We start from the raw sequence: 20,045 nt of genomic DNA, 5'->3' as shown, positions 1-20,045 counted from the left end.
CCCCATGCCCGACAATTCCGCGCCCCTTTCGAACGAGTCCACGGCCTATCGCGCCGCCCTCGACGTGATCCGTGCCGTCGAGCCGCGCGTCGCCGACGCCATCGGCCAGGAAGTCGCCGACCAGCGCGAGATGCTCAAGCTGATCGCCTCCGAGAACTACGCCTCCCCGGCCACACTGCTCGCGATGGGCAACTGGTTCAGCGACAAGTACGCCGAGGGCACCATCGGCCGCCGCTTCTACGCCGGCTGCCGCAACGTCGACACTGTGGAGTCCCTCGCCGCCGAGCACGCGCGCGAACTCTTCGGCGCCCGGCACGCCTACGTCCAGCCGCACTCCGGCATCGACGCCAACCTGGTCGCCTTCTGGTCGGTCCTCGCCGACCGCGTCGAGGTCCCGGCCCTGGCGAAGGCGGGCGTCCGCCAGGTCAACGACCTCTCCGACGCCGACTGGGCCGAGCTGCGCCAGGCCTTCGGCAACCAGCGCATGCTGGGCATGTCCCTGGACGCCGGCGGCCACCTCACCCACGGCTTCCGCCCCAACATCTCCGGCAAGATGTTCGACCAGCGCTCCTACGGCACCGACCCGGCGACCGGCCTCATCGACTACGAGGCCCTGCGCGCGTCGGCCCGCGACTTCAAGCCGCTGATCATCGTGGCCGGTTACTCCGCCTACCCCCGTCTGGTGAACTTCCGCATCATGCGGGAGATCGCCGACGAGGTCGGCGCGACCCTCATGGTCGACATGGCGCACTTCGCCGGCCTGGTCGCGGGCAAGGTCCTGACCGGCGACTTCGACCCGGTCCCGCACGCCCAGATCGTCACCACCACCACCCACAAGTCGCTGCGCGGCCCGCGCGGTGGCATGGTCCTGTGCGACGACTCCCTCAAGGACCAGGTCGACCGCGGCTGCCCGATGGTCCTCGGCGGCCCGCTCCCGCACGTCATGGCGGCCAAGGCCGTCGCCCTCGCCGAGGCCCGGCAGCCCTCCTTCCAGGACTACGCCCAGCGGATCGTCGACAACTCCCGGGCGCTGGCGGACGGCCTGATGCGCCGGGGCGCGACCTTGGTCACGGGCGGCACGGACAACCACCTGAACCTGATCGACGTGGAGACGTCGTACGGCCTCACCGGCCGCCAGGCCGAGACGGCCCTCCTGGACTCCGGCATCGTCACCAACCGCAACGCGATCCCCGCCGACCCCAACGGCGCCTGGTACACCTCGGGCATCCGCATCGGCACCCCCGCGCTGACGACCCGTGGCCTGGGCACGGCGGAGATGGACGAGGTCGCCTCCCTCATCGACCGGGTCCTCACCACCGCCGAGCCGGGCACGACGAAGTCGGGAGCCCCGAGCAAGGCGTCCCACGTCCTGGACGCAAAGGTCTCCGACGAGATCTCCCGCAGGGCGACGGACCTGGTGGCCGGCTTCCCCCTGTACCCGGAGATCGACCTCGGCTGACAGCCGGCCTACGTCCTCTGTCGAGTTGTCAAAGATCGGCGACTCTCAAAGATCGATGAGTTCCTGTCGTGGTTCCTCGCGCGGCGGTCCGGCCTCACGCCGGGCCGCCGCGCGGCGTATCAGCAGCGTGCCGCCGACTCCGGCGGCCACCCCCGCCGCCGCCCACCAGGCGGGCCCGGCCGACCCCGAGGATTCCGGCCCCTCCCCGGCTGCCGTACCCAGCAGCCCCGCCCGCTCCATCCGTGTGAAGTCCGGACGCGGCACCCGATGCCAACGGATGTCGTCGTCCGTCACCTCCGGCGCCGGATCCGTCCGCACCCACGGTGTGCCGTCCGCGGCCACGAACAACTGGTCCTCCCGCTCCACCGCCACATCACCACCCGGAGCCCGACTCGTCCGAGGCCAGCCGCCGACCCCGGTCAGACCCCACATCACGGTGATCCGCACCGCCGGATACCGGCCCGCCTCCCACTCCTGCGACACCCGCTCCGTCCCCGTGTACGTCGGCTGCAACAGCGTCCACAGGCGCGCGAACGACGGCTCCCCGGAGTGCCACGCCTCCGTCCGGCCCGTGTCACCCGCCACGACCAGCGCCAGATCCGGGATGTCCCGGCGCGGATCCTGAACCCGCACCCGATCCATCCCGACAGCCTGGACCTGAGCCGCTCCTGCCAGAGCCATCACCACCGACACCCCGGACAGACACGCGCCCAGCGACCTTCCGAATCCCATCCCGCACCCCTCACACGTCCCGCAACTCCTGCCTCGGCCCGGGCTCCCGCCCCTTCCGCCACCGGTTCAGCGGCAGCCGCGCGGCGAACGGCCGCAGAACGAGGGTCAGTACCGCTCCGGCCGCCGCGCCCGGTATCGCCCACCACCAGTCGGTGCCGTCGTCCTTGTCCCTCACGGTGACCCGCACCGTGCTGGTCCCCGCGTCGGTGTCGGGTGCGGCGACGGCCGGAGCGGACTCGGTCGGCTGCCACGGTGCCGGGAAGATGCCCGAATAACCGCCGGATCCTGTGCCCGTGCCCGTCACTCCCAACTTCCGCAAGAGGGCGCGCAGTTGGTCCGGGTGCTCGGCGCGGTGCCAGTAGCCGATCAGATTCGTGTTCTCCGGCACGTCGGACGCCGTGTGGATCCACACCGCCTGTGGACGGGAGTCGACCGGGAAGACCCGGTCGATCCGCCACGGCGATATGTCGTGCGCCAGCCATGTGACATTGATCTGGCGGGAGTGGTCCAGATCGGCCTCGGGAGGCTTGTCACGGGTGCCCTTGCCCTCCGGACCGAGCAACTGCTGGAGCTTTCCGTACTGTTCGTCCGAGTAGTACAGCGCCGCGGCTTGTCCGCTGGCCGGCGAGGTGACGAGCACACTGGTCGGCCCGCCCGCCGCCGCCTCCGACGCACCCCACACCATCAGAGCCGACGTCATCGCCAACGCCCCGCCCAGAGCGGCCAGTTCACGAATCCTGACCGCACTCCAGCTTGTCCTGACCGCACTTCCGCCTCCGGACATCCGAACCCCCCAACCGGCCGATCCCCGTACGGCCCGCCCGCGAGCCGCCTGTCACTTCTGGTACACCGCCCGACCCGCCGGGGTTCCCACTTCACCCGCCCTATTCGTCCGGCTCGTGCCGGTCGAGCGACTTGGCGATCTCCACAGCCCGTCGCTTCGACGCCACCCCTTCCAGACGGAACGTCAGATCACCACCGGGAACTCCGGCGACCGCGTGCGTCCACAGCAGTGTCGGGCCGGCCGTCCGCTCCGCCCGCGTATAGCGGTCCCCGTCCGCGTCCACCAGCCAGAAACTCAGCAGATGCGGTCGTGCGAACCACAGCGCCGGGTCCCGTATGCCGTCCGGCGAGACGGTCGCCTCCAGCGACAGCCATTCCGGCGGTTGGCTCACCGTCTTGGCGAAGCCGATGTCCAGCCGCGCCGGATACTCGTCGATCCGGACCGTGTGCCCGCTCTCCCGCCAGCACAGGCTGACCAGAAAGCGCCCACGCGGTTCGCCGGTCACCGTCACCGCGTCCGGAGCGCCCAGCGCGTCCGGCACCAGCGGCTCGAACCCGGCCCGCCGACGGGCCTGCGCCAAGGTCACCGACCGGCCGCACCCGGGCACCACGGCACCGGCCGAGGGCACCGCGGACGGGTCGTACCGCACCTCGACCCCGCCGAAGCCGAACCAGTCGAAGACCGCCGCCCGCACCGGAGGCGTGAGCACGAGCACCGTCAGCAGACCGCACAGGGCCGCCGTCAGCGCGCGCCGGCGCAGCCGCGCCCACTGCCGCACAGCGCGCAGCCGCGCCCGGACCCCGCTCGGCCCGGCCTCCTGGACGGGGACCGGGATCTGCTCGGCCAGTATCTGCGCCAGCACCCGCTCGACCATCGACTCGGCCCCGGCCGCCCCGCCCTCACCACCGCTCCGCGCGTCCAGCGAACGCCCCAGCGCCCGCAACTCCTCCGGCAGCCTGGACGCGGCGCCGGCACCCTCGCCGTCGTAGGACTCCCGTCCGTCACTCACACTCATCACCCCCTTCCCGGGGCCGGAAGTCCGGCAGCAGTCGCCCGAGTTTCCTCAGCGCGCGGCTCAGCCGGGACTTCACCGTCCCGCGCGGCCAGCCCAGGGCCTGGGCCGTCTCCGGCTCGTCCATCTCCAGGAGATAGCGGTAGGTCACGACCAGGCGGTGCTCCTCGCTCAGCTGCTCCAGGGCGGACAACAGGGCCGCGCGGCGCTCCGTCTCCAGCGTCGCGACCGCCGGATCCGCCGATTCCGGTATCAGCGGCTCGGCCTCCGCGAACGCTGCCTCCCGGCCGGCGAGCGTGCGCTGGCGTGCCGCCGTACGCACCGTGTTCCTCGTCTCGTTGGCGACGATCGACAACAGCCACGGCTTGAACGCCGAGCCCTCCCGGAACCTGCCCAGCGCGCAGTACGCCTTGACGAAGGCCTGCTGCACCACGTCCTCCGCGTCCGCACCCGCCCCGAGTGCCGCGGCCGCCCTGAGCGCGATGCCCGTGTGGGCCCGCACCAGCTCCGCGTACGCCTCCGGCTCTCCGGCGCGTACGCGTGCGATCACCGCGACCTCATCGACGATGCGGCCCCCCTCCCGCGTCTTCACATATCTGGTACACCGCCGGAGGCGGATCGGTTCCCACCCCTGCCGCATCCGTTCCGACCGCGTTCCGACCGCGTTCCGACCCCGCTCCCACCCGGTTCCGGCCGGTTCCCGACCGGGTCCCGGGACCTGAGAGAATGGTGAACATGGCCTCTGACAGTCCTCGCGTGCTCTCCGGAATCCAGCCCACCGCAGGCTCGTTCCACCTCGGCAACTACCTCGGCGCCGTGCGCCAGTGGGTGGCCCTCCAGGAGTCCCACGACGCGTTCTACATGGTCGTGGACCTGCACGCGATCACGGTCCCGCAGGACCCGGCGGACCTGCGCGCCAACACCCGGCTGGCCACGGCCCAGCTGCTGGCCGCCGGCCTGGACCCGGACCGGTGCACGCTCTTCGTCCAGAGCCATGTCCCCGAGCACGCCCAGCTCGCCTGGGTCATGAACTGCCTGACCGGCTTCGGCGAGGCCGCCCGCATGACCCAGTTCAAGGACAAGTCCGCCAAGCAGGGCTCGGACCGCGCGTCCGTCGGCCTGTTCACGTACCCGATCCTCCAGGTCGCCGACATCCTGCTCTACCAGGCGAACGAGGTCCCGGTCGGCGAGGACCAGCGCCAGCACGTCGAGCTGACCCGCGACCTCGCCGAGCGCTTCAATGGCCGCTTCGGCGAGACCTTCACGATCCCGAAGCCGTACATCCTCAAGGAGACGGCGAAGATCTACGACCTTCAGGACCCGTCGATCAAGATGAGCAAGTCGGCGTCCACCCCGAAGGGCCTGATCAACCTCCTCGACGACCCGAAGGCGACCGCGAAGAAGGTCAAGAGCGCGGTCACCGACACGGAGACCGTGATCCGCTACGACGCCGAGAACAAGCCGGGTGTCTCCAACCTCCTCACCATCCAGTCGACCCTCACGGGCAAGTCGATCGCCGAGCTGGAGAAGGAGTACGAGGGCAAGATGTACGGCGCGCTCAAGACCGATCTCGCCGAGGTCATGGTCGAGTTCGTGACGCCGTTCCGGGAGCGCACCCAGCAGTATCTGGACGACCCGGAGACGCTCGACGCGATCCTGGCCAAGGGCGCGGAGAAGGCGCGGGCCGTCGCGGCCGAGACCCTCGCGCAGGCGTACGACCGGGTGGGCTTCCTGCCCGCGAAGCACTGAGGCGTACGACCGCACCGAAGTACCACTGGACAGAGCGCTGCACATCACTACGGTTGCGCCTGCCCACAACTCAGGTGTGGCCGTACAGTCGATAGCCGGGCCGCCGCACACGTGGCTGCCCGCGCTCACCAACAGGACACCGATCAGGACGACAGGAGACGACGTGGGGACCGTAACGATCGGTGTGTCGATCCCGGTCCCGGAGCCTCACGGCAGCCTGCTCCAGGAGCGGCGCGCGGGCTTCGGCGACGCCGCTGCGCACGGCATCCCCACGCACGTCACGCTGTTGCCGCCCACCGAGGTGGACGCCTCGCGGCTGTCCGAGGTCGAGGACCATCTCGTCTCGGTGGCCGCCGCCGGGCGCCCCTTCCCGATGCGGCTGTCCGGCACCGGCACCTTCCGGCCGCTGTCCCCGGTCGTCTATGTCCAGGTGGTCGAGGGCGGCGCCGCCTGCACCTGGCTGCAGAAGCAGATCCGTGCCTCCTCCGGGCCGGTGGCGCGCGAGCTGCACTTCCCGTACCACCCGCACGTCACCGTGGCGCACGGCATCGACGACGAGTCGATGGACCGCGCCTTCGCTGCCCTCGCCGACTACTGCGCCGAGTGGTCCTGCACCGGCTTCGCGCTCTACGAGCAGGGCGCCGACGACGTCTGGCGCAAGCTCCGCGAGTTCACCTTCGGCGGCGCCGTCGTACCACCCCAGGCGGCCCACACGGATCGTGGAACGATCCCCAGCCACTGAGGACGGTCGTCAGACGGCCAGTCGTCTGAACAGTCCCCGCGGCAGGTGCCGCAGCACCGAGGTCACCACGCGCAGGGTCCCCGGCACCCACACCGTCTCCGAGCCCCGGCGCAGGCCCAGTTCGATGGCTGTGGCGACCGCTTCGGGGGTGGTCGTGAACGAGGCGGCCCTCGGGTCGGCCATGGTCCGTGAGCGGACGAGACCGGGTCGTACGACCATGACGTGCACGCCCGTGCCGTGCAGCGCGTCACCCAGGCCCTGCGTGAACGTGTCGAGGCCGGCCTTGCTGGAGCCGTAGATGAAGTTCGTGCGGCGGGCCCGTTCGCCGGCCACCGAGGAGAGCACCACCAGACAGCCGTGGCCCTGGGCCTGCAGGGCCCGGGCGCTGATCAGGCCGGACGAGACGGCGCCTGTGTAGTTGGTCCGCGCGACCCGCACCGCGGCGGCCGGATCGCGCTCGTCGCGGGCCTGGTCGCCGAGGGTGCCGAAGGCGAGCAGCACCATGTCGATGTCGCCCTCCGCGAAGACCTTGCCGAGCACGGTCTCGTGGGAGTCGGGGGCGAGCGCGTCGAAGGCGACGGTGCGGACCTCGGCCCCCAGGGCGCGCAGTTCCGTGGCGGCACTCTCCAGGGCGGGCGAGGGGCGGCCCGCGAGCCACACCGTGCGGGTGCGGCGGGCGATGAGTCTGCGGGCGGTGGCCAGTGCGATCCGGGACGTACCGCCGAGGACGAGGAGGGACTGTGGAGGACGCATGCCCGTGACCGTATCGTCCACTTATGGGCGTTCAATAGGGCGCCACGCGCGCGTGTTTCGTGAGGTACCCGCACCTCGGTGTCAGTGGTCGGGGGCAGAATCGGATCATGGACTGGCTGAAGAAGCTTCCCTTCATCGGGCCGCTACTGGTGCGCCTCACCGCCACGCACGCGTGGCGGTCGTACGAGCGCCTCGACCGGGTGAAGTGGTCGCAGCTCGCCGCCGCCATGACCTTCATCAGTTTCATCGCGCTGTTTCCGCTGCTGACCGTGGCCGCCGCGATCGCCGCCGCCACCCTCAGCACCGACCAGCAGCACGAACTCCAGGACAAGATCGCCGAGCAGGTCCCCGGCATCTCCGACCAGCTCAACATCGGTTCCCTGGTGGACAACGCGGGCACCGTCGGCCTCATCGCCGGTGCCGTCCTGCTGTTCACCGGCATCGGCTGGGTCGGCTCGATGCGGGAGTGCCTGCGCGCGGTGTGGGAACTGCCCGACCGCGACGAGAACCCGCTGCTGCGCAAGCTCATCGACACCGGGGTGTTGATCGGCCTGGGCGGCGCCGTCCTCGCGACGATCGCCGTCTCCACCGTCGCCTCCGCACTGGTCGACTGGATCAACGACCAACTGGGCATCGCCCAGGGCGGCTGGGGCGGGATCCTGCTGCGGATCGCCGCGTTCGCCGTCGCCGTACTCGCCGACTTCCTGCTCCTGCTCTACGTCCTGACCCTGCTGCCCGGCGTCGAACCCCAGCGCCGCCGCCTCTTCGTGGCCGCGCTGATCGGCGCGGTCGGCTTCGAACTGCTGAAGCTGCTGCTCAGCGGCTACATCCAGGGGGTGGCAGCGAAGAGCATGTACGGCGCGTTCGGCGTCCCCGTGGCGCTGCTGCTGTGGATGAACTTCACCTCGAAACTCGTCCTGTTCTGCGCCGCCTGGACGGCGACCCCGAGCAGACCGGACGAGGACGACGACTACGTCCCGGCCGACGACACCGAGGACCCCAAGGTCAGGGACGCGGGCGACGACGGACCAGATCCGGCAGCGGCCAGCGCCGGTTGACCAGGAAGACCCCGCCGGCCAGCAGCACCAGCAGCCCGCCGACGATCGCGAGCGCGATCCCGACCCCGCTCGAACCGTCCTCGTCGGCGGCCACCGGGGTGGAGGACGCGGCCGGCTTCGTGCCCGCCGTGTCGCCGCCCGCCTCCCCGCTGGCCGTGGCACCCGGCTGGGCGCTCGCCTGCGCCGCGTTCTTCGGCGCGACCAGCTCACCCACCGGCTGCACCTTGCCGGCCGCCTGGAAGCCCCAGTCGAGGATCTTCGCGGCCTCCTTGTAGACCTCGTTGTGCTCGTCCTTCTCCGGGTTCATGACGGTCACCAGCAGCACCTTGCCGCCGCGCTCGGCGACCCCGGTGAAGGTGGCGCCCGCGTTGGTGGTGTTGCCGTTCTTGACGCCCGCGATGCCCGGGTACACCGAGACGTCCGAGTCGCCGCTCAGCAGCCGGTTGGTGTTGCGGATCTCGAAGGTCCCGCGGACCGACTTGCCCTTCACCTTCGTGGTCTCGCCCGGGAACTTCACGCTCACCGTCGAGCAGTACTCGCGGAAGTCCTTCTTCTGCAGCCCGGAACGCGCGAACAGCGTCAGGTCGTACGCCGACGAGACCTGCCCCGGCTCGTCGTAGCCGTCCGGCGTCACCACGTGCGTGTCCAGTGCCTGGAGGTCCTGGGCGTGCGCGTTCATGTCGGCGACGGTCTGGTCCACGCCGCCGTTCATGTGGGACAGGACGTGCACGGCGTCGTTGCCGGAGCGCAGGAAGACCCCGAGCCACAGGTCGCGGACCGTGTAGCTCTCGCCCTCCTTTATCGGCACCACGCTGGAACCGGCGCCCATGCCGGCCAGGTCGGACGCGACCACCTTGTGCTCGGTCGTCTTCGGGAACTTCGGCAGCACGGTGTCCGCGAACAGCATCTTCAGGGTGCTCGCCGGAGGCAGCCGCCAGTGCGCGTTGTGCGCGGCGAGCACATCGCCGGACTCGGCGTCGGACACGATCCACGACCGCGCGGTCAGGTCTTTCGGTACGACCGGGACACCGGCCGCCAGATTGACCTGCGTCCCCGCCTGCGCGAGCCGGGCACCGCCCACCGACGACATGTTCCCCGGGGGAGTGGCCGTAGGACTCGTACTCGGACTCGCCGACGCATCAGCCGACGAACTCGGGGTGGGAGTCGGACTCGGGGCCGCGAGGGCGAGCGGCGCGGTGAGCGCGAGGGACGACAGGGCGGCGGAAAGGACCAGCAGGGATCGCCTGACGGTCTTCAGTGGAGCGGGCACGCACGAGAACGTACATGCCCAGGGACCCGAAGTCCCGTCACCGGCCCCACCCCGGCCACCGGCCCCGGAGGACGACGGCGATACTGGACTCATGAAGCTCAGCCGCCCCGTCTCCTGGTTCCTGCTCGCCTTCGGGGTGTGGAGCTGGATCATCTGGATCACTTTCGTCAAGAATCTCGTCGCGGACGGCAGCGGACTGGCCTTCGACGACGGCCGGCCGACGGCGTACTTCTGGGTGCATCTGACCCTGGCCGTCGTGTCCTTCGTATGGGGGACGGTCATCGGGGGCCTCGGGTTGCGTGGACTGCGCGCACTGCGCGAGACGTCATAGAGAAGTGACCGTCGTCGTCATCGCGCTCGTCGCCCTGGTCGCGGTCGCCGTCCTCGGCAGCGCGCACTGGTACGTCTGGCGCCGCCTGGTCCGCGACACCACGCGCGCGTGGGGCCCGGCCCGCGCCACCGGCACGGCCGTACTGATCGGCGGCCCGATCCTGATGATCGCGGCCCTGGCCGCCGAACGCGGCGGCGCCCCCTTCTGGCTCCAGCGCGTCCTGGGCTGGCCCGGCTTCCTGTGGATGGCCCTGGCGATCTACCTGCTGCTGGCCGTCCTCGCGGGAGAGGTCCTACGGCCGCTGCTGCGGCGGTTCGTCGAACGGCGCGGGCGGGTCGGGACGGTCGTGGACGAGACCGAATCCGCAGCCCCCGAAGAGACCTCCGAAGAGCCGCAGACCCCCGCCCCCTCCCGTCGGCTCTTCGTCTCCCGGGTCGTCGGGGGTGCCGCCGCCGCTGCCGCCGTGGGGACCGTCGGCTACGGCACCTACGGTGTGCTGCGCGGGCCGAGTGTGAAGCGGGTGACCGTGCCGTTGGCCAAGCTGCCGCGGTCCGCGCACGGGTTCCGGATCGCGGTCGTCAGTGACATCCACCTGGGGCCGGTCCTGGGGCGGGGGTTCGCGCAGAAGGTCGTCGACACGATCAACTCGACGCAGCCCGATCTGATCGCCGTCGTGGGTGATTTGGTGGACGGGAGCGTCAAGAACCTGGGGCCTGCGGCGGCTCCGCTGGCCCAACTGCGGGCGCGGCACGGGTCGTTCTTCGTCACGGGCAACCACGAGTACTTCTCCGGTGCCGAACAGTGGCTGGAAGAGGTCCGCAGGCTCGGCATCCACACCCTGGAGAACGCCCGCACCGAACTCCCCGGCTTCGACCTCGCCGGGGTCAACGACCTCCAGGGCGAGAGCGAGGACCAGGGCCCCGACTTCGGCAAGGCGCTCGGGGATCGGGACACCACGCGCGCGTGCGTGCTGCTCGCGCACCAGCCCGTGCAGATCCACGAGGCCGTGAAGCACGGCGTCGACCTCCAGCTCTCCGGGCACACGCACGGCGGGCAGCTGTGGCCCGGCAACTTCATCGCGGCGGCGGCCAATCCGACGGTCGCGGGCCTGGAGCGTTACGGGGACACCGAGTTGTACGTCAGCCGGGGCGCGGGCGCGTGGGGACCGTCGACCCGGGTGGGGGCGCCGTCGGACATCACGGTCGTCGAACTGGCGTCCAAACAGGCCTAGTTGCCGTGCCTCCCGGGCGGGCGCTCAGTGCCTCGTCTCGTACCTGGTCAGGATCACGCCGCCGGGGAGCGTCCGCGTCTCCACCAGGTTCAGGTTCACCCAGTTGTCCAGCGCGGTGAAGAACGGTGTGCCGCCGCCCGCCAGGACCGGCGCGGTGGCCAGTACGTACTCGTCGATCAGCCCGGCGCGCATGGCCGCCGCGGCGAGTGTCGCGCCGCCGATGTCCATCGGGCCGCCGTCCTCGGCCTTGAGGCGGGTGATCTCGGCGACCGCGTCTCCGGTGACCAGGCGGGTGTTCCAGTCGACCTTGTCGATCGTCGAGGAGAACACCACCTTCGACATGTCCCGCCAGCTCCGCGCGAACTCGATCTCCGCCGGGGTGGCGCCCGGTTGCTGGTCGCCGGTCGGCCAGTAGGAACTCATCGTCTGCCACAGCCTGCGCCCGTAGAACGACAGGTCGGTCGCCCGCAGCTGGTCGGACCAGAACTGGAACAGCTCGTCGCTCGGCACGCTCCAGCCGATGTCGTCGCCGGGCGCGGCGATGTAGCCGTCCAGAGTGACGTTCATGCCGTAGATCAGTTTCCGCATGGCGTAAGCCTTCCGTGAATCGGTCTCACGCGTACAGACCGGGGCGGCGCGGGAAACTCATCGGTGTGCCGGGAGACAACCCCCAAGCGTCGGCCTGGCGGCCCGCTCGATCTTGGCGCAGTAGGCCGCACGGGCTGCCTCGTCGATCGGCTGCTCGTGTTCGGGGCGCATCCCGGTCCGGCCGTCGAGGCCCTCGCGCAGGATGTCGGCGTGTCCGGTGTGGCGGTTGGACTCGCCGAGGACGTGGACCATGATCGCGAACAGGTTCGTGTTCGGCTGCGGCTCCCGCCACCACGGCACGTGGCCGGGGGCGTCGAGGGGAAGCTCGTCGATCGTCGCGTCCGAGTGGTCCCACGTGCGCCGGTAGAACGCGACGATCTGCTCGCGGGTCTCGTCCTCGGCCGCCCACAGGTCGCTGCCGTAGTGGTCCTGCCAGCGGGGCAGCGGTTCCGGGGAAGGGCGGTCGAAGACCTCGCCGAAGTATCTGGCCTCGACGGTGGCCACGTGTTTGACCAGGCCGAGGAGGTTGGTCCCGGTCGCTGTCAGGGGCCGGCGGGCGTCGTATTCGGACAGGCCGTCGAGTTTCCAGAGCAGTGCCTCGCGGTCCCGCCGCAGTCTTCCGTGCAGGGTGTCCTTCGCGAATCCATCGATCATGTGGCACGAGCTTGCCATCTTCGGGAGGGAATCGTCGAACTGGCTTCGAAACAAGCTGAGTTGCCGGTGCGGGCGCCCTCGGCGAATGGCTGGGAGTCGCCTGTGAAACGGGCGATTAACACTCGTCGGTAAGTTCTTTCTCATCTCGGTAGAACTCTCTTCCCCCGGACGAAACTCCTGTGGTTAGGTGATCCGCGCCACTAGGGGAGTGGCATATGCGCACGGGCCCGGGAGGGTCCTGGGGAGGGCACACCGATGCGGTCGGTTCGCATACGGATTCTCGCGACACTGCTTGTTCTGGCGGCCGTGGGAGTCGGCGGCTGGCAGTTGCTGCCGTCGGACGGGAACAAGAACAAGACGATCACGGTGGGGACGACGGACGCCGTCACCTCGCTCGACCCGGCCGCCGCGTACGACGCGGGTTCCTGGGCGCTGTACAACAACGTCTACCAGTCGCTGATGACGTTCGACTCGGGCGGTACGTCACCCGTCCCGGACGCGGCCAAGAGCTGCGGGTTCGTGGGCAGCGGGCTGAGGACGTACCGCTGTGTGGTGCGCGACGGGCTCACCTTCCCGAGCGGGCGCACGATGACCGCCGCGGACGTGAAGTACTCCTTCGACCGGGTCAAGAAGATCAACTCGGATGTGGGTCCGGCGCCCCTCCTCTCCACGCTCGGTTCGGTCGACGCCTCCGGCATGACCGTCACCTTCCATCTGTCGTCGCCGGACGCCACGTTCCCGTTCAAGGTGGCCACCGGCGCCGGTGCGATCGTCGACAGCACCAAGTACCCGAAGGACGCCCCGCGCAACGGTTTCCAGGCCGACGGTACCGGGCCGTACATCCTGTCGACGTATACGAAGGACAAGAAGGCCGTCCTGAAGCCCAACAGCCACTACAAGGGCGCGGTCAAGAACACCGGGAGCCCGATCGAGCTGCGGTACTACGCCGACTCGGACGCGCTGCAGAAGGCGTACAAGGCGAAGCAGGTCCAGGTCGCCACCCGGCAGCTGCCGCCGAAGATGCTCTCCGGGCTCTCCGCCAGCGACCCGAACCAGCGGGTGTCGGAGGCCGACAGCTCCGAGACCCGCAACCTGTACCTCAACACCCGCAAGGGCACGCCCCTGCACGACGTCCTCGTCCGGCGGGCCATGGCCTGGCTGATCAACCGCGACGAGCTGGCCGCCACGGTGTACGACGGCACGGTCGACCCGCTGTACTCGCTGATCCCGGCCGGCCTCGTCGGCCACACGACGTCCTTCTTCGACGCGTACCCCTCCGAGAGCGTCAGCAAGGCGAAGGACCTCCTCGAAGAGGCGGGTGTCTCCGTCCCGGTGCGCTTCACCTACGGCTACGGCATCGGGCACGGTTCCGGCGCCGAGGAGGCCGCCGAGCTGAAGCAGCAGCTGGAGGCGAGCGGCCTGTTCAAGGTGGACGTCAAGGGCTACGAGTGGACCGACTTCCAGAAGCGCTGGGCCACCGGAAAGCTGGACGCGTGGGCGGTCGGCTGGGCCGCGGACTACCCCGACCCGGACACCTTCGGCTCCGCGCTCGTGGGCACCGGCTCCACCATGAACACCGGCTACAGCAACAAGCTCGTCGACCAACTCATCCTCAACAGCCAGAAGTTCGCCGACCGCAGCCGCGTCGACGACGACTTCCGCGACGTCCAGACGGACGTCGCCGAGGACGTGCCGCTGATCCCGCTGTGGCAGCGCAAGGACTACGTCGTGAGCAGCGAGGACGTCGGCGGCATCTCCTACCTCACGGACGGCACCGGCGTGTTCCGCCTGTGGGCGCTGGACTGGATCTGAGCCCACCCGCCGAGCCGGACCTCGCCCGGCGCCGGGTCCGGGACCATCTGGCCGACTGGGGGCACGCGAGCGACGATCCGGCACTCCAGGACGCGGTGCTGCCGGTGTCCGAGCCGGCCACCAACGTCGTACGCCACGGGCCGCTCCTTGAGCGGGAGTTCGAGGTCGCGGTGACCGCCCTCGCGGACGGCTCCTGCCTCATCGAGGTGTCGGACGAGGGCCGGGGCGAGCCCCGGCTGCGGGTCGTGACGGCCGCGGCGGAGGCCGGCCGCGGCGCACACGGCAAGACCGTGTGGGCCCTCGTCCAGGGCGACGACACTCCCTGACACCCCCGATGTCCTACGACGGCACCGGCGCCCGCGTCGGCAGGGTCACCGTCACCGCGAGCCCCTCGCCCGGCGCCGTCCGCACCGCCACGTCCCCGCCGTGCGCCTGGACGACGCCCTGCACGATCGCCAGCCCCAGTCCGCTGCCCGCACCGCCGCCCGCCCGGAAGAAGCGGTCGAACATGCGGGCCGCGTCGTCCTGGCAGAGCCCCGGGCCCTGGTCCGCGACACACAGCCGTACGACCCCGTCCTCACGCTCCAGGCCGAGCCGCACGGGCACGTCGGCGGGTGTGTGGGTGCGGACGTTGGCGACCAGGTTGCCGAGTATCTGGCGCAGGCCCGACTCGTCGGCGCGCACCAGCAGGGAGCCGTCGGCGCCGACCGTGACGGGCCGCTCCGGCTGCTGCACCCGCAGGTCCTCGGCGGCGTCGCGCACCAGGCGGCTCAGGTCGACGTTCCTGAAGCGCAGCTCGGGACTCTGGTCCAGGCGGGCCAGGGTGAGGAGTTCGTCGACGAGGCGGCCCATGCGGTCGGCCTCCGCGTTCATCCGGTCCCAGGCGCGTCTGCGTTCGTCGGGCTCGGTCAGCATGCCCTTGTCGTAGAGCTGGAGATAGCCGCGTATCGCCGACAGCGGGGTGCGCAGTTCGTGCGAGGCGTCGGCGACGAAACGGCGGAGCTGGGCCGCCGTGCGCTCGCGCGTGCGGTACGCCGACTCCACCTGGTGGAGCATGGAGTTGAGGGCGAGACGCAGCTGCTCGACCTCCTGCGTCGGGTGGTGGCTGGAGGGCACGCGCCGGGTCAGATCGCCCTCGGCGATCGCCGTCGAGGTCTCCACCATGTCCTCCAGGGGCCGCAGCCGCCGCCGCACGCTCATCATCGTGAGCGTGGCGAGCAGCACCAGCAGCAGGCTGCCGAAGGCGAGGTCCAGCTTGAGGGCCTTGGCCATGCCGTGGTGCAGGCCGCCGGTGGAGGCGGCGATCAGGATGTAGGTGCCGTCGGTGAGTCGGGTCCCGGTGGCCCGGTAGGAGTCGCCGCGCAGCGAGATGTCGCGCGGGGTGCGGTCCTTGGTGAGCCCCGCCGGGTCGTGGAAGGCGTCGGCGAGGGCCCGCTGCGCGGCGGTCGGGGCGTACCCGGCGATGGTGAGCACCTTGCCCCGGCGGTCGACCGCCGCGAACACGGTGTCCGGCTTCGGGGAGCCGGGCTGCTGCTGGGGCACCAGCCGGTCGCCGATGCCGGCCAGTGAGCTGAGTACGTTGATCTGCCGCATGGTGAGCTGCGAACTGCTCAGCGAGTCACGGGACTTGGTGAGTTCCGCGTCGACCTGGGCGAGCAGGTAGTGCCGCATGCCCATCAGGCTGACGGCGGTGGCCATGACGATGCCGAGGGAGAGCAGCGCGAGATTGGCCAGGGTCAGCTTGGCGCGCAGCGAGTGGGCGCCGCGCTCGCAGTTCGGCAGCCGGATCTTCATGCGAGTCCGTATCCGACGCCCCGCCGGGTGGTGATCACCGGCGCTCCCAGGGTGTCCAGCTTGCGCCGCAGATAGCTGATGTAGGTCTCGACGACGGTCGACTCCGGCGGGGTGTGCTCGTACTGCCAGACATGGCGCAGCAGCTGCTCCTTGGGCACGATCCGGCCGCCGTTGCGCACCAGGAAGCGCAGCAGGGCGTACTCGGTGGGGGTCAGCTCGACCGAGCGGTCCGCGCGGTGCACCGAGTACGTCGTGTCGTCCAGCTCCAGGTCGCCGTAGCGCAGCGGCGGGCGCTGGGGGAGGACGTCGGCGGGGCGGGTGCGGCGCAGGACGGCGGTGATGCGGGCGACGACCACGTCGATGTCGAACGGCTTGGTGATGTAGTCGTCGCCGAAGCCGAGGGCGCCGACGATCTCGGCCGGCGCGTCCCGTGCGGTGAGGAAGACGAGGGCCAGGTCGGGCCTGCGGGCGCGCAGTTCCTGCCCGAGCGCGCGGCCGTCGCCGTCCGGGAGCATCACGTCGAGCAGCGCGCAGTCCGGGCGGGTGCGCTCGGCCAGCGCGAGCGCCTCGCGGACGGTGCCCGCGGTCATGACCTCGAAGCGGTGGTAGCGCAGCGCGATGGCGAGGACGTCGGCGATGCTCGGTTCGTCCTCCACCACCAGCACGGTTCCTGGAGCCGTCATGCCCCCAGTATCGGCGGCACCACTGACATCGGGGCCGTCCGGTCTTTGGAGTTCCTTGAGAGTCATGGCCAGGACGTGTCCACGCGCGCGTGCCACCGCCAATTGTGTAGCCCAGGACCTGGGGGACCATCCGACCGATCGACCGAGTCAACTCGGTTTTGCATAAGGAGTGTTGAGCGTGGCGGCATTGGCACGGTGGTGCTATCGGCACCGGCTGGTGGTCCTGTTGCTGTGGGTGGGGGCACTGTTCGGCCTGGGCTTCTCGGCGACGACGGCGGGGACGGACTACGCGAACGTCTTCTCCCTCCCGGACACGGACTCCAAGAGCGCGTACGACCTGATGCAGAAGGCGTTCCCGAACAGCTCGGGCGACACCGACACGGTGGTCTGGAAGGTCGACTCGGGCTCGGTCAAGGACCAGTCCGTACAGACCCGCATCCAGCCCGCCCTCGACAAGATCGCGAAGCTGAAGGGCGTCGGCGAGGTCACCGGCCCCTACTCCGGCACCCGGGGCGCGGCCCAGATCAGCTCCGACGGGACGATCGCCTACGCGCAGATCACCTTCGCCGAGCAGGCGAACGCCGTCCCCAAGGAGCTCGTCCAGAAGGTCGTCGACACCGCGCAGGCGGCCCGACAGAGCGGCCTCCACGTCGAGCTGGGCGGCCAGGCCGTCCAGCGGGTCGAGGAGCCGCCGGGCGGCATCGCCGAGGGCGTCGGCATCCTCGCGGCGGCCGTCGTGCTGTTCCTGGCCTTCGGCTCGTTCTACGCCATGCTGCTCCCGATCGGCATCGCGATCTTCGGCGTCGGCACCGGCCTGTTCTCCACCCAGCTCCTCAGCCACACCACCGACATCCCCGACCTGGCGCCCCTGCTGGCCACCCTGATCGGCCTCGGCGTCGGCATCGACTACGCCCTGTTCATCGTCACCCGGCACCGGCGCGGCCTCCAACGGGGCATGGATCCCGAGGAGTCGGCGGTCGTCGCCCTCAACACCTCGGGCCGCGCGGTGCTGTTCGCGGGCGGCACGGTGTGCATCGCGCTCGCCGGCATGCTGGTGACGCAGCTGCGCTTCCTGGACGGCGTCGTCATCGGCACCTCGCTCACGGTCGTCCTGAGCGTCCTCGCGGCCACGACCCTGCTGCCCGCGCTGCTCGGCTTCCTCGGCCCGCGCGTGCTCAGCCGCAAGCAGCGCCGCAAGCTGGCCGCGACCGGGCCCGAGCCGGAGCGCACCGACAATCTCGCGGTCCGCTGGTCGGCCGCAGTGCAGAAGCGTCCGCGCCGGATCGCCGCGTTCGCCCTCGTCGTCATGGCCGTCCTCGCCTTCCCCGTGCTGTCGCTGCGCCTCGGCGCCACCGACCAGGGCAACGACAACGCCTCGACGACCACCAGGAAGGCGTACGACCTCCTGGCCGACGGTTTCGGCCCCGGCTTCAACGGCCCCCTCCAGGTGGTCACTTCGAGCGGTGACACGGCCACCCTGGTCAAGGACATCGAGGCGACGAAGGACGTGGCCCGGGTCGCCGCGCTGCCGCCCACGGGCGGGGTGACGGTGATCCAGGTCGTCCCGAAGACCTCACCGCAGTCCGTCGAGACCGACGACCTGATCGACACCCTGCGCGGCAAGGTGATACCCGAGGCCGGCGCGACCGGTCACGTGGGCGGGGTGACGGCGATCTCGAAGGACTTCGCGTCCGTCACCGGCGACCGCCTCCCGCTCTTCGTCGCGACGATCATCGGCCTGAGCTTCCTGCTGCTCCTGCTCGCGTTCCGCTCGCTCGTGGTCCCGTTGACGGCCGCCCTGATGAACCTCATCGCGGCGGCGGCCTCCTTCGGTGTCCTGGTGGCGATCTTCCAGTGGGGCTGGGGCCTGGACATGCTGGGCCTCGGCAAGGAGGGCCCGATCAACGCCTTCCTGCCGGTCATCATGCTGTCCCTGCTCTTCGGCCTCTCCATGGACTACCAGGTGTTCCTGGTGAGCCGGATGCACGAGGAGTGGGTCCACACCAAGGACAACGCCCGCGCGGTCCGCGTCGGCCTCGCGGAGACCAGCCGCGTCATCAACTCCGCCGCTCTGATCATGGTCTGCGTCTTCCTGGCCTTCGTCCTGAGCGGCAACACGGGCGCGGCGACGGCGGGCGTCGGCCTGGCCGCAGCGGTCGCCCTGGACGCCTTCATCCTGCGGACGGCCCTGGTCCCGGCCGCGATGCACCTCCTGGGCAACTCCAACTGGTGGCTCCCGGCCTGGCTCGACAAGAGCCTGCCGCACCTCGCGGTGGAACCCGCCGAGGAGCCCGCCCCGGCCGTCCCCGACGGCCCGTCCTCGGCCGTCCACGGCTTCGTCCGGACGACCGACGGGGAGCCCGTGGAGAGCGCCGCCGTCACGCTGCGGACGACCGGCGGACGCGAACTGGACCGCGTCGAGTCCCTGGCGGACGGCTCGTACATCGTCTCGGTGCCGGGCCCGGGGACCTACCTCCTGGCGACGACGGCACCGTCGTACGGCGCGACCGCCCGGCAGGTGACCGTGACGGACGATCCGCTGGTCTACGACGTCGAGCTGGCCGAGGGTGAGGTCGACGCCGTCAACTGACCCGATCGCTCAGGGGCGTTCGTCGTCGGCGGGACCGGCGGCGGACGCCCCGCGCTTGTCCCCCCGCTTCTTCTTCGCCGGGTCGGGCAGCGCGTGGGTCATGCCCGGCAGGAAGTCCGTGAACAGCTCGTGCACCTCAAGGACGAGCGGGCGCAGCACCCGGAAGCGGGCCAACGACACACCGCGCGCGGTGAGCCGGGCGCCACGCTCGGCGAGCCGGTAGCTGCGCTCGCGCCCCTCGGTCCGGTCGAACACCCAGTACAGCACCAGGCCCATCTGCGAGAGCCACATCAACTCCGGGAGCACGTCCCGCAGTTCCGGCGCGACCTTGGTCTTCGCGCCGAACAGGACCTCCTTGTGGACGGCGATGGCCTGCACGCGCGCGTGCTCGCTCTCCGGGGAGAACGGGCTGAGCGGGCTGTCCGGGTCGGCGGCGTTCTTGAAGAACTGCACCGCGAACTCGTGGTAGGGCGTCGCGATGTCGAGCCACACCCGGAGCACGCCCGCGAGCCGTGCCTCCAGATCGGTCTCCCGGTCCAGCACCTCGCGGACCGCGAGCCGGTGCTCCTCGGCGATACGGTCGTAGAAGCCCTGGATCAGGTGCTCCTTGCCGGCGAAGTAGTAGTAGGCGTTGCCGACCGAGACGCCCGCCTCCTTGGCGATCGCCCGCATCGTCGTCTTGTCATAGCCGTGCTCCTGGAACAGCCGCATGGCCGTCTCCAGGATGAGCGCGCGGGTCTGCTCGGACTTGCTGGGGGTGGCGCCGTCGTCGGGGCCGTCGTTGTTCGCGGGCACGGGGACAG

Annotated in this window: 20 protein-coding genes; 9 read left to right on the top strand and 11 right to left on the bottom strand. The window is 70.6% G+C overall.

The genetic code is table 11. From position 1 onward, the window contains the following. Positions 1 to 4: 4 nt before the first annotated feature. A complete protein-coding gene (locus ACIBJH_RS02970) occupies positions 5 to 1,459 on the top strand; it encodes a glycine hydroxymethyltransferase (protein ID WP_399115072.1) in 1,455 nt (484 codons plus the stop codon). Positions 1,460 to 1,504: 45 nt separating this feature from the next. Here ACIBJH_RS02970 and ACIBJH_RS02965 read toward each other — a convergent pair whose 3' ends face one another. The 4 genes from ACIBJH_RS02965 to ACIBJH_RS02950 form a co-directional block, all read right to left on the bottom strand. Further along, on the bottom strand, positions 1,505 to 2,191 hold the full coding sequence (locus ACIBJH_RS02965; RefSeq protein ID WP_399115071.1) for a hypothetical protein: 687 nt from the start codon (positions 2,189 to 2,191) through the stop codon (positions 1,505 to 1,507). A 10-nt stretch (positions 2,192 to 2,201) separates the two neighbouring features. Next, the gene (locus ACIBJH_RS02960) at positions 2,202 to 2,891 is read right to left on the bottom strand and encodes a hypothetical protein (RefSeq protein ID WP_399115070.1); all 690 of its coding nucleotides are present in this window, start codon (positions 2,889 to 2,891) and stop codon (positions 2,202 to 2,204) included. Positions 2,892 to 3,075: 184 nt separating this feature from the next. After that, positions 3,076 to 3,990, bottom strand: coding sequence for a hypothetical protein (locus ACIBJH_RS02955; RefSeq protein WP_399115069.1), 915 nt, complete (start codon positions 3,988 to 3,990; stop codon positions 3,076 to 3,078). Next, positions 3,977 to 4,537, bottom strand: coding sequence for an RNA polymerase sigma factor (locus ACIBJH_RS02950; protein ID WP_399115068.1), 561 nt, complete (start codon positions 4,535 to 4,537; stop codon positions 3,977 to 3,979). The genes ACIBJH_RS02955 and ACIBJH_RS02950 overlap by 14 nt, the downstream gene beginning before the upstream one ends. 185 nt (positions 4,538 to 4,722) lie before the next feature. Between ACIBJH_RS02950 and trpS the strand changes: the two genes are divergently transcribed. Continuing rightward, positions 4,723 to 5,736 carry a tryptophan--tRNA ligase gene (gene trpS, locus ACIBJH_RS02945; protein ID WP_200715626.1) on the top strand — a complete coding sequence of 338 codons (1,014 nt, stop codon included), beginning with the start codon at positions 4,723 to 4,725 and terminating at the stop codon, positions 5,734 to 5,736. Between the two features lie 163 nt (positions 5,737 to 5,899). Next, a complete protein-coding gene (locus ACIBJH_RS02940) occupies positions 5,900 to 6,478 on the top strand; it encodes a 2'-5' RNA ligase family protein (RefSeq protein WP_399115067.1) in 579 nt (192 codons plus the stop codon). Positions 6,479 to 6,487: 9 nt separating this feature from the next. Here ACIBJH_RS02940 and ACIBJH_RS02935 read toward each other — a convergent pair whose 3' ends face one another. Continuing rightward, the gene (locus ACIBJH_RS02935) at positions 6,488 to 7,231 is read right to left on the bottom strand and encodes a decaprenylphospho-beta-D-erythro-pentofuranosid-2-ulose 2-reductase (RefSeq protein ID WP_399115066.1); all 744 of its coding nucleotides are present in this window, start codon (positions 7,229 to 7,231) and stop codon (positions 6,488 to 6,490) included. Positions 7,232 to 7,338: 107 nt separating this feature from the next. On the opposite strand from ACIBJH_RS02935, the gene ACIBJH_RS02930 reads away from it, so the two are divergent. Next, on the top strand, positions 7,339 to 8,289 hold the full coding sequence (locus tag ACIBJH_RS02930) for a YihY/virulence factor BrkB family protein (RefSeq protein ID WP_399115065.1): 951 nt from the start codon (positions 7,339 to 7,341) through the stop codon (positions 8,287 to 8,289). On the opposite strand, the gene ACIBJH_RS02925 is transcribed toward ACIBJH_RS02930, so the two are convergent. Next, positions 8,237 to 9,559, bottom strand: a complete 1,323-nt coding sequence (locus tag ACIBJH_RS02925; RefSeq protein ID WP_399115064.1) for a D-alanyl-D-alanine carboxypeptidase family protein — start codon at positions 9,557 to 9,559, stop codon at positions 8,237 to 8,239. The genes ACIBJH_RS02930 and ACIBJH_RS02925 overlap by 53 nt on opposite strands. 91 nt (positions 9,560 to 9,650) lie before the next feature. On the opposite strand from ACIBJH_RS02925, the gene ACIBJH_RS02920 reads away from it, so the two are divergent. Together ACIBJH_RS02920 and ACIBJH_RS02915 are read left to right on the top strand one after the other, a co-directional pair. Continuing rightward, entirely contained in the window at positions 9,651 to 9,890 is a 240-nt protein-coding gene (locus ACIBJH_RS02920) for an SCO4848 family membrane protein (RefSeq protein WP_399115063.1), read from the top strand. 4 nt (positions 9,891 to 9,894) lie between these two features. Beyond that, entirely contained in the window at positions 9,895 to 11,121 is a 1,227-nt protein-coding gene (locus ACIBJH_RS02915) for a metallophosphoesterase (RefSeq protein WP_399115062.1), read from the top strand. Between the two features lie 24 nt (positions 11,122 to 11,145). On the opposite strand, the gene ACIBJH_RS02910 is transcribed toward ACIBJH_RS02915, so the two are convergent. Together ACIBJH_RS02910 and ACIBJH_RS02905 are read right to left on the bottom strand one after the other, a co-directional pair. After that, positions 11,146 to 11,709 (bottom strand): dihydrofolate reductase family protein, encoded by a 564-nt coding sequence (locus ACIBJH_RS02910; protein WP_399115061.1) that lies wholly within the window; start codon positions 11,707 to 11,709, stop codon positions 11,146 to 11,148. A 57-nt stretch (positions 11,710 to 11,766) separates the two neighbouring features. After that, positions 11,767 to 12,363 (bottom strand): DinB family protein, encoded by a 597-nt coding sequence (locus ACIBJH_RS02905; RefSeq protein WP_399115060.1) that lies wholly within the window; start codon positions 12,361 to 12,363, stop codon positions 11,767 to 11,769. 255 nt (positions 12,364 to 12,618) lie between these two features. On the opposite strand from ACIBJH_RS02905, the gene ACIBJH_RS02900 reads away from it, so the two are divergent. Then, positions 12,619 to 14,175, top strand: a complete 1,557-nt coding sequence (locus ACIBJH_RS02900) for an ABC transporter substrate-binding protein (RefSeq protein ID WP_399115059.1) — start codon at positions 12,619 to 12,621, stop codon at positions 14,173 to 14,175. Then, positions 14,154 to 14,501, top strand: a complete 348-nt coding sequence (locus tag ACIBJH_RS02895) for an ATP-binding protein (RefSeq protein ID WP_399115058.1) — start codon at positions 14,154 to 14,156, stop codon at positions 14,499 to 14,501. The genes ACIBJH_RS02900 and ACIBJH_RS02895 overlap by 22 nt, the downstream gene beginning before the upstream one ends. A 13-nt stretch (positions 14,502 to 14,514) precedes the next feature. Here ACIBJH_RS02895 and ACIBJH_RS02890 read toward each other — a convergent pair whose 3' ends face one another. Both ACIBJH_RS02890 and ACIBJH_RS02885 read right to left on the bottom strand, forming a co-directional pair. Beyond that, complete coding sequence (locus tag ACIBJH_RS02890) at positions 14,515 to 15,969, bottom strand: sensor histidine kinase (RefSeq protein WP_399115057.1); 1,455 nt, start codon at positions 15,967 to 15,969, stop codon at positions 14,515 to 14,517. After that, on the bottom strand, positions 15,966 to 16,652 hold the full coding sequence (locus ACIBJH_RS02885) for a response regulator transcription factor (RefSeq protein WP_399115056.1): 687 nt from the start codon (positions 16,650 to 16,652) through the stop codon (positions 15,966 to 15,968). Before ACIBJH_RS02885 ends, ACIBJH_RS02890 begins: the two co-directional genes overlap by 4 nt. A 187-nt stretch (positions 16,653 to 16,839) precedes the next feature. Here ACIBJH_RS02885 and ACIBJH_RS02880 point away from each other — a divergent pair, with 187 nt between their 5' ends. Next, positions 16,840 to 19,242, top strand: coding sequence for an MMPL family transporter (locus ACIBJH_RS02880; RefSeq protein ID WP_399115587.1), 2,403 nt, complete (start codon positions 16,840 to 16,842; stop codon positions 19,240 to 19,242). Between the two features lie 9 nt (positions 19,243 to 19,251). On the opposite strand, the gene ACIBJH_RS02875 is transcribed toward ACIBJH_RS02880, so the two are convergent. Beyond that, positions 19,252 to 20,037, bottom strand: coding sequence for a TetR family transcriptional regulator (locus ACIBJH_RS02875; RefSeq protein ID WP_399115055.1), 786 nt, complete (start codon positions 20,035 to 20,037; stop codon positions 19,252 to 19,254). Positions 20,038 to 20,045: the final 8 nt, after the last annotated feature.

It is taken from the genome of Streptomyces sp. NPDC050548, from assembly GCF_044457385.1.
Classification (GTDB): Bacteria; Actinomycetota; Actinomycetes; order Streptomycetales; family Streptomycetaceae; genus Streptomyces.
The sequence above is the reverse complement of the archived record's forward strand: the minus strand, read 5'-3'. Positions and strand labels throughout refer to the sequence as shown.

What these genes read in the sequence shown, in the direction of transcription:
- ACIBJH_RS02905 (WP_399115060.1), bottom strand. Translation starts at nt 12,363, where the DNA reads ATGATCGATGGATTCGCGAAGGACACCCTGCACGGAAGACTGCGGCGG.
- ACIBJH_RS02900 (WP_399115059.1), top strand. Translation starts at nt 12,619, where the DNA reads ATGCGGTCGGTTCGCATACGGATTCTCGCGACACTGCTTGTTCTGGCG.
- ACIBJH_RS02970 (WP_399115072.1), top strand. Translation starts at nt 5, where the DNA reads ATGCCCGACAATTCCGCGCCCCTTTCGAACGAGTCCACGGCCTATCGC.
- ACIBJH_RS02885 (WP_399115056.1), bottom strand. Translation starts at nt 16,652, where the DNA reads ATGACGGCTCCAGGAACCGTGCTGGTGGTGGAGGACGAACCGAGCATC.
- trpS (WP_200715626.1), top strand. Translation starts at nt 4,723, where the DNA reads ATGGCCTCTGACAGTCCTCGCGTGCTCTCCGGAATCCAGCCCACCGCA.
- ACIBJH_RS02935 (WP_399115066.1), bottom strand. Translation starts at nt 7,231, where the DNA reads ATGCGTCCTCCACAGTCCCTCCTCGTCCTCGGCGGTACGTCCCGGATC.
- ACIBJH_RS02910 (WP_399115061.1), bottom strand. Translation starts at nt 11,709, where the DNA reads ATGCGGAAACTGATCTACGGCATGAACGTCACTCTGGACGGCTACATC.
- ACIBJH_RS02960 (WP_399115070.1), bottom strand. Translation starts at nt 2,891, where the DNA reads ATGACGTCGGCTCTGATGGTGTGGGGTGCGTCGGAGGCGGCGGCGGGC.
- ACIBJH_RS02955 (WP_399115069.1), bottom strand. Translation starts at nt 3,990, where the DNA reads ATGAGTGTGAGTGACGGACGGGAGTCCTACGACGGCGAGGGTGCCGGC.
- ACIBJH_RS02890 (WP_399115057.1), bottom strand. Translation starts at nt 15,969, where the DNA reads ATGAAGATCCGGCTGCCGAACTGCGAGCGCGGCGCCCACTCGCTGCGC.
- ACIBJH_RS02930 (WP_399115065.1), top strand. Translation starts at nt 7,339, where the DNA reads ATGGACTGGCTGAAGAAGCTTCCCTTCATCGGGCCGCTACTGGTGCGC.
- ACIBJH_RS02920 (WP_399115063.1), top strand. Translation starts at nt 9,651, where the DNA reads ATGAAGCTCAGCCGCCCCGTCTCCTGGTTCCTGCTCGCCTTCGGGGTG.
- ACIBJH_RS02965 (WP_399115071.1), bottom strand. Translation starts at nt 2,191, where the DNA reads ATGGGATTCGGAAGGTCGCTGGGCGCGTGTCTGTCCGGGGTGTCGGTG.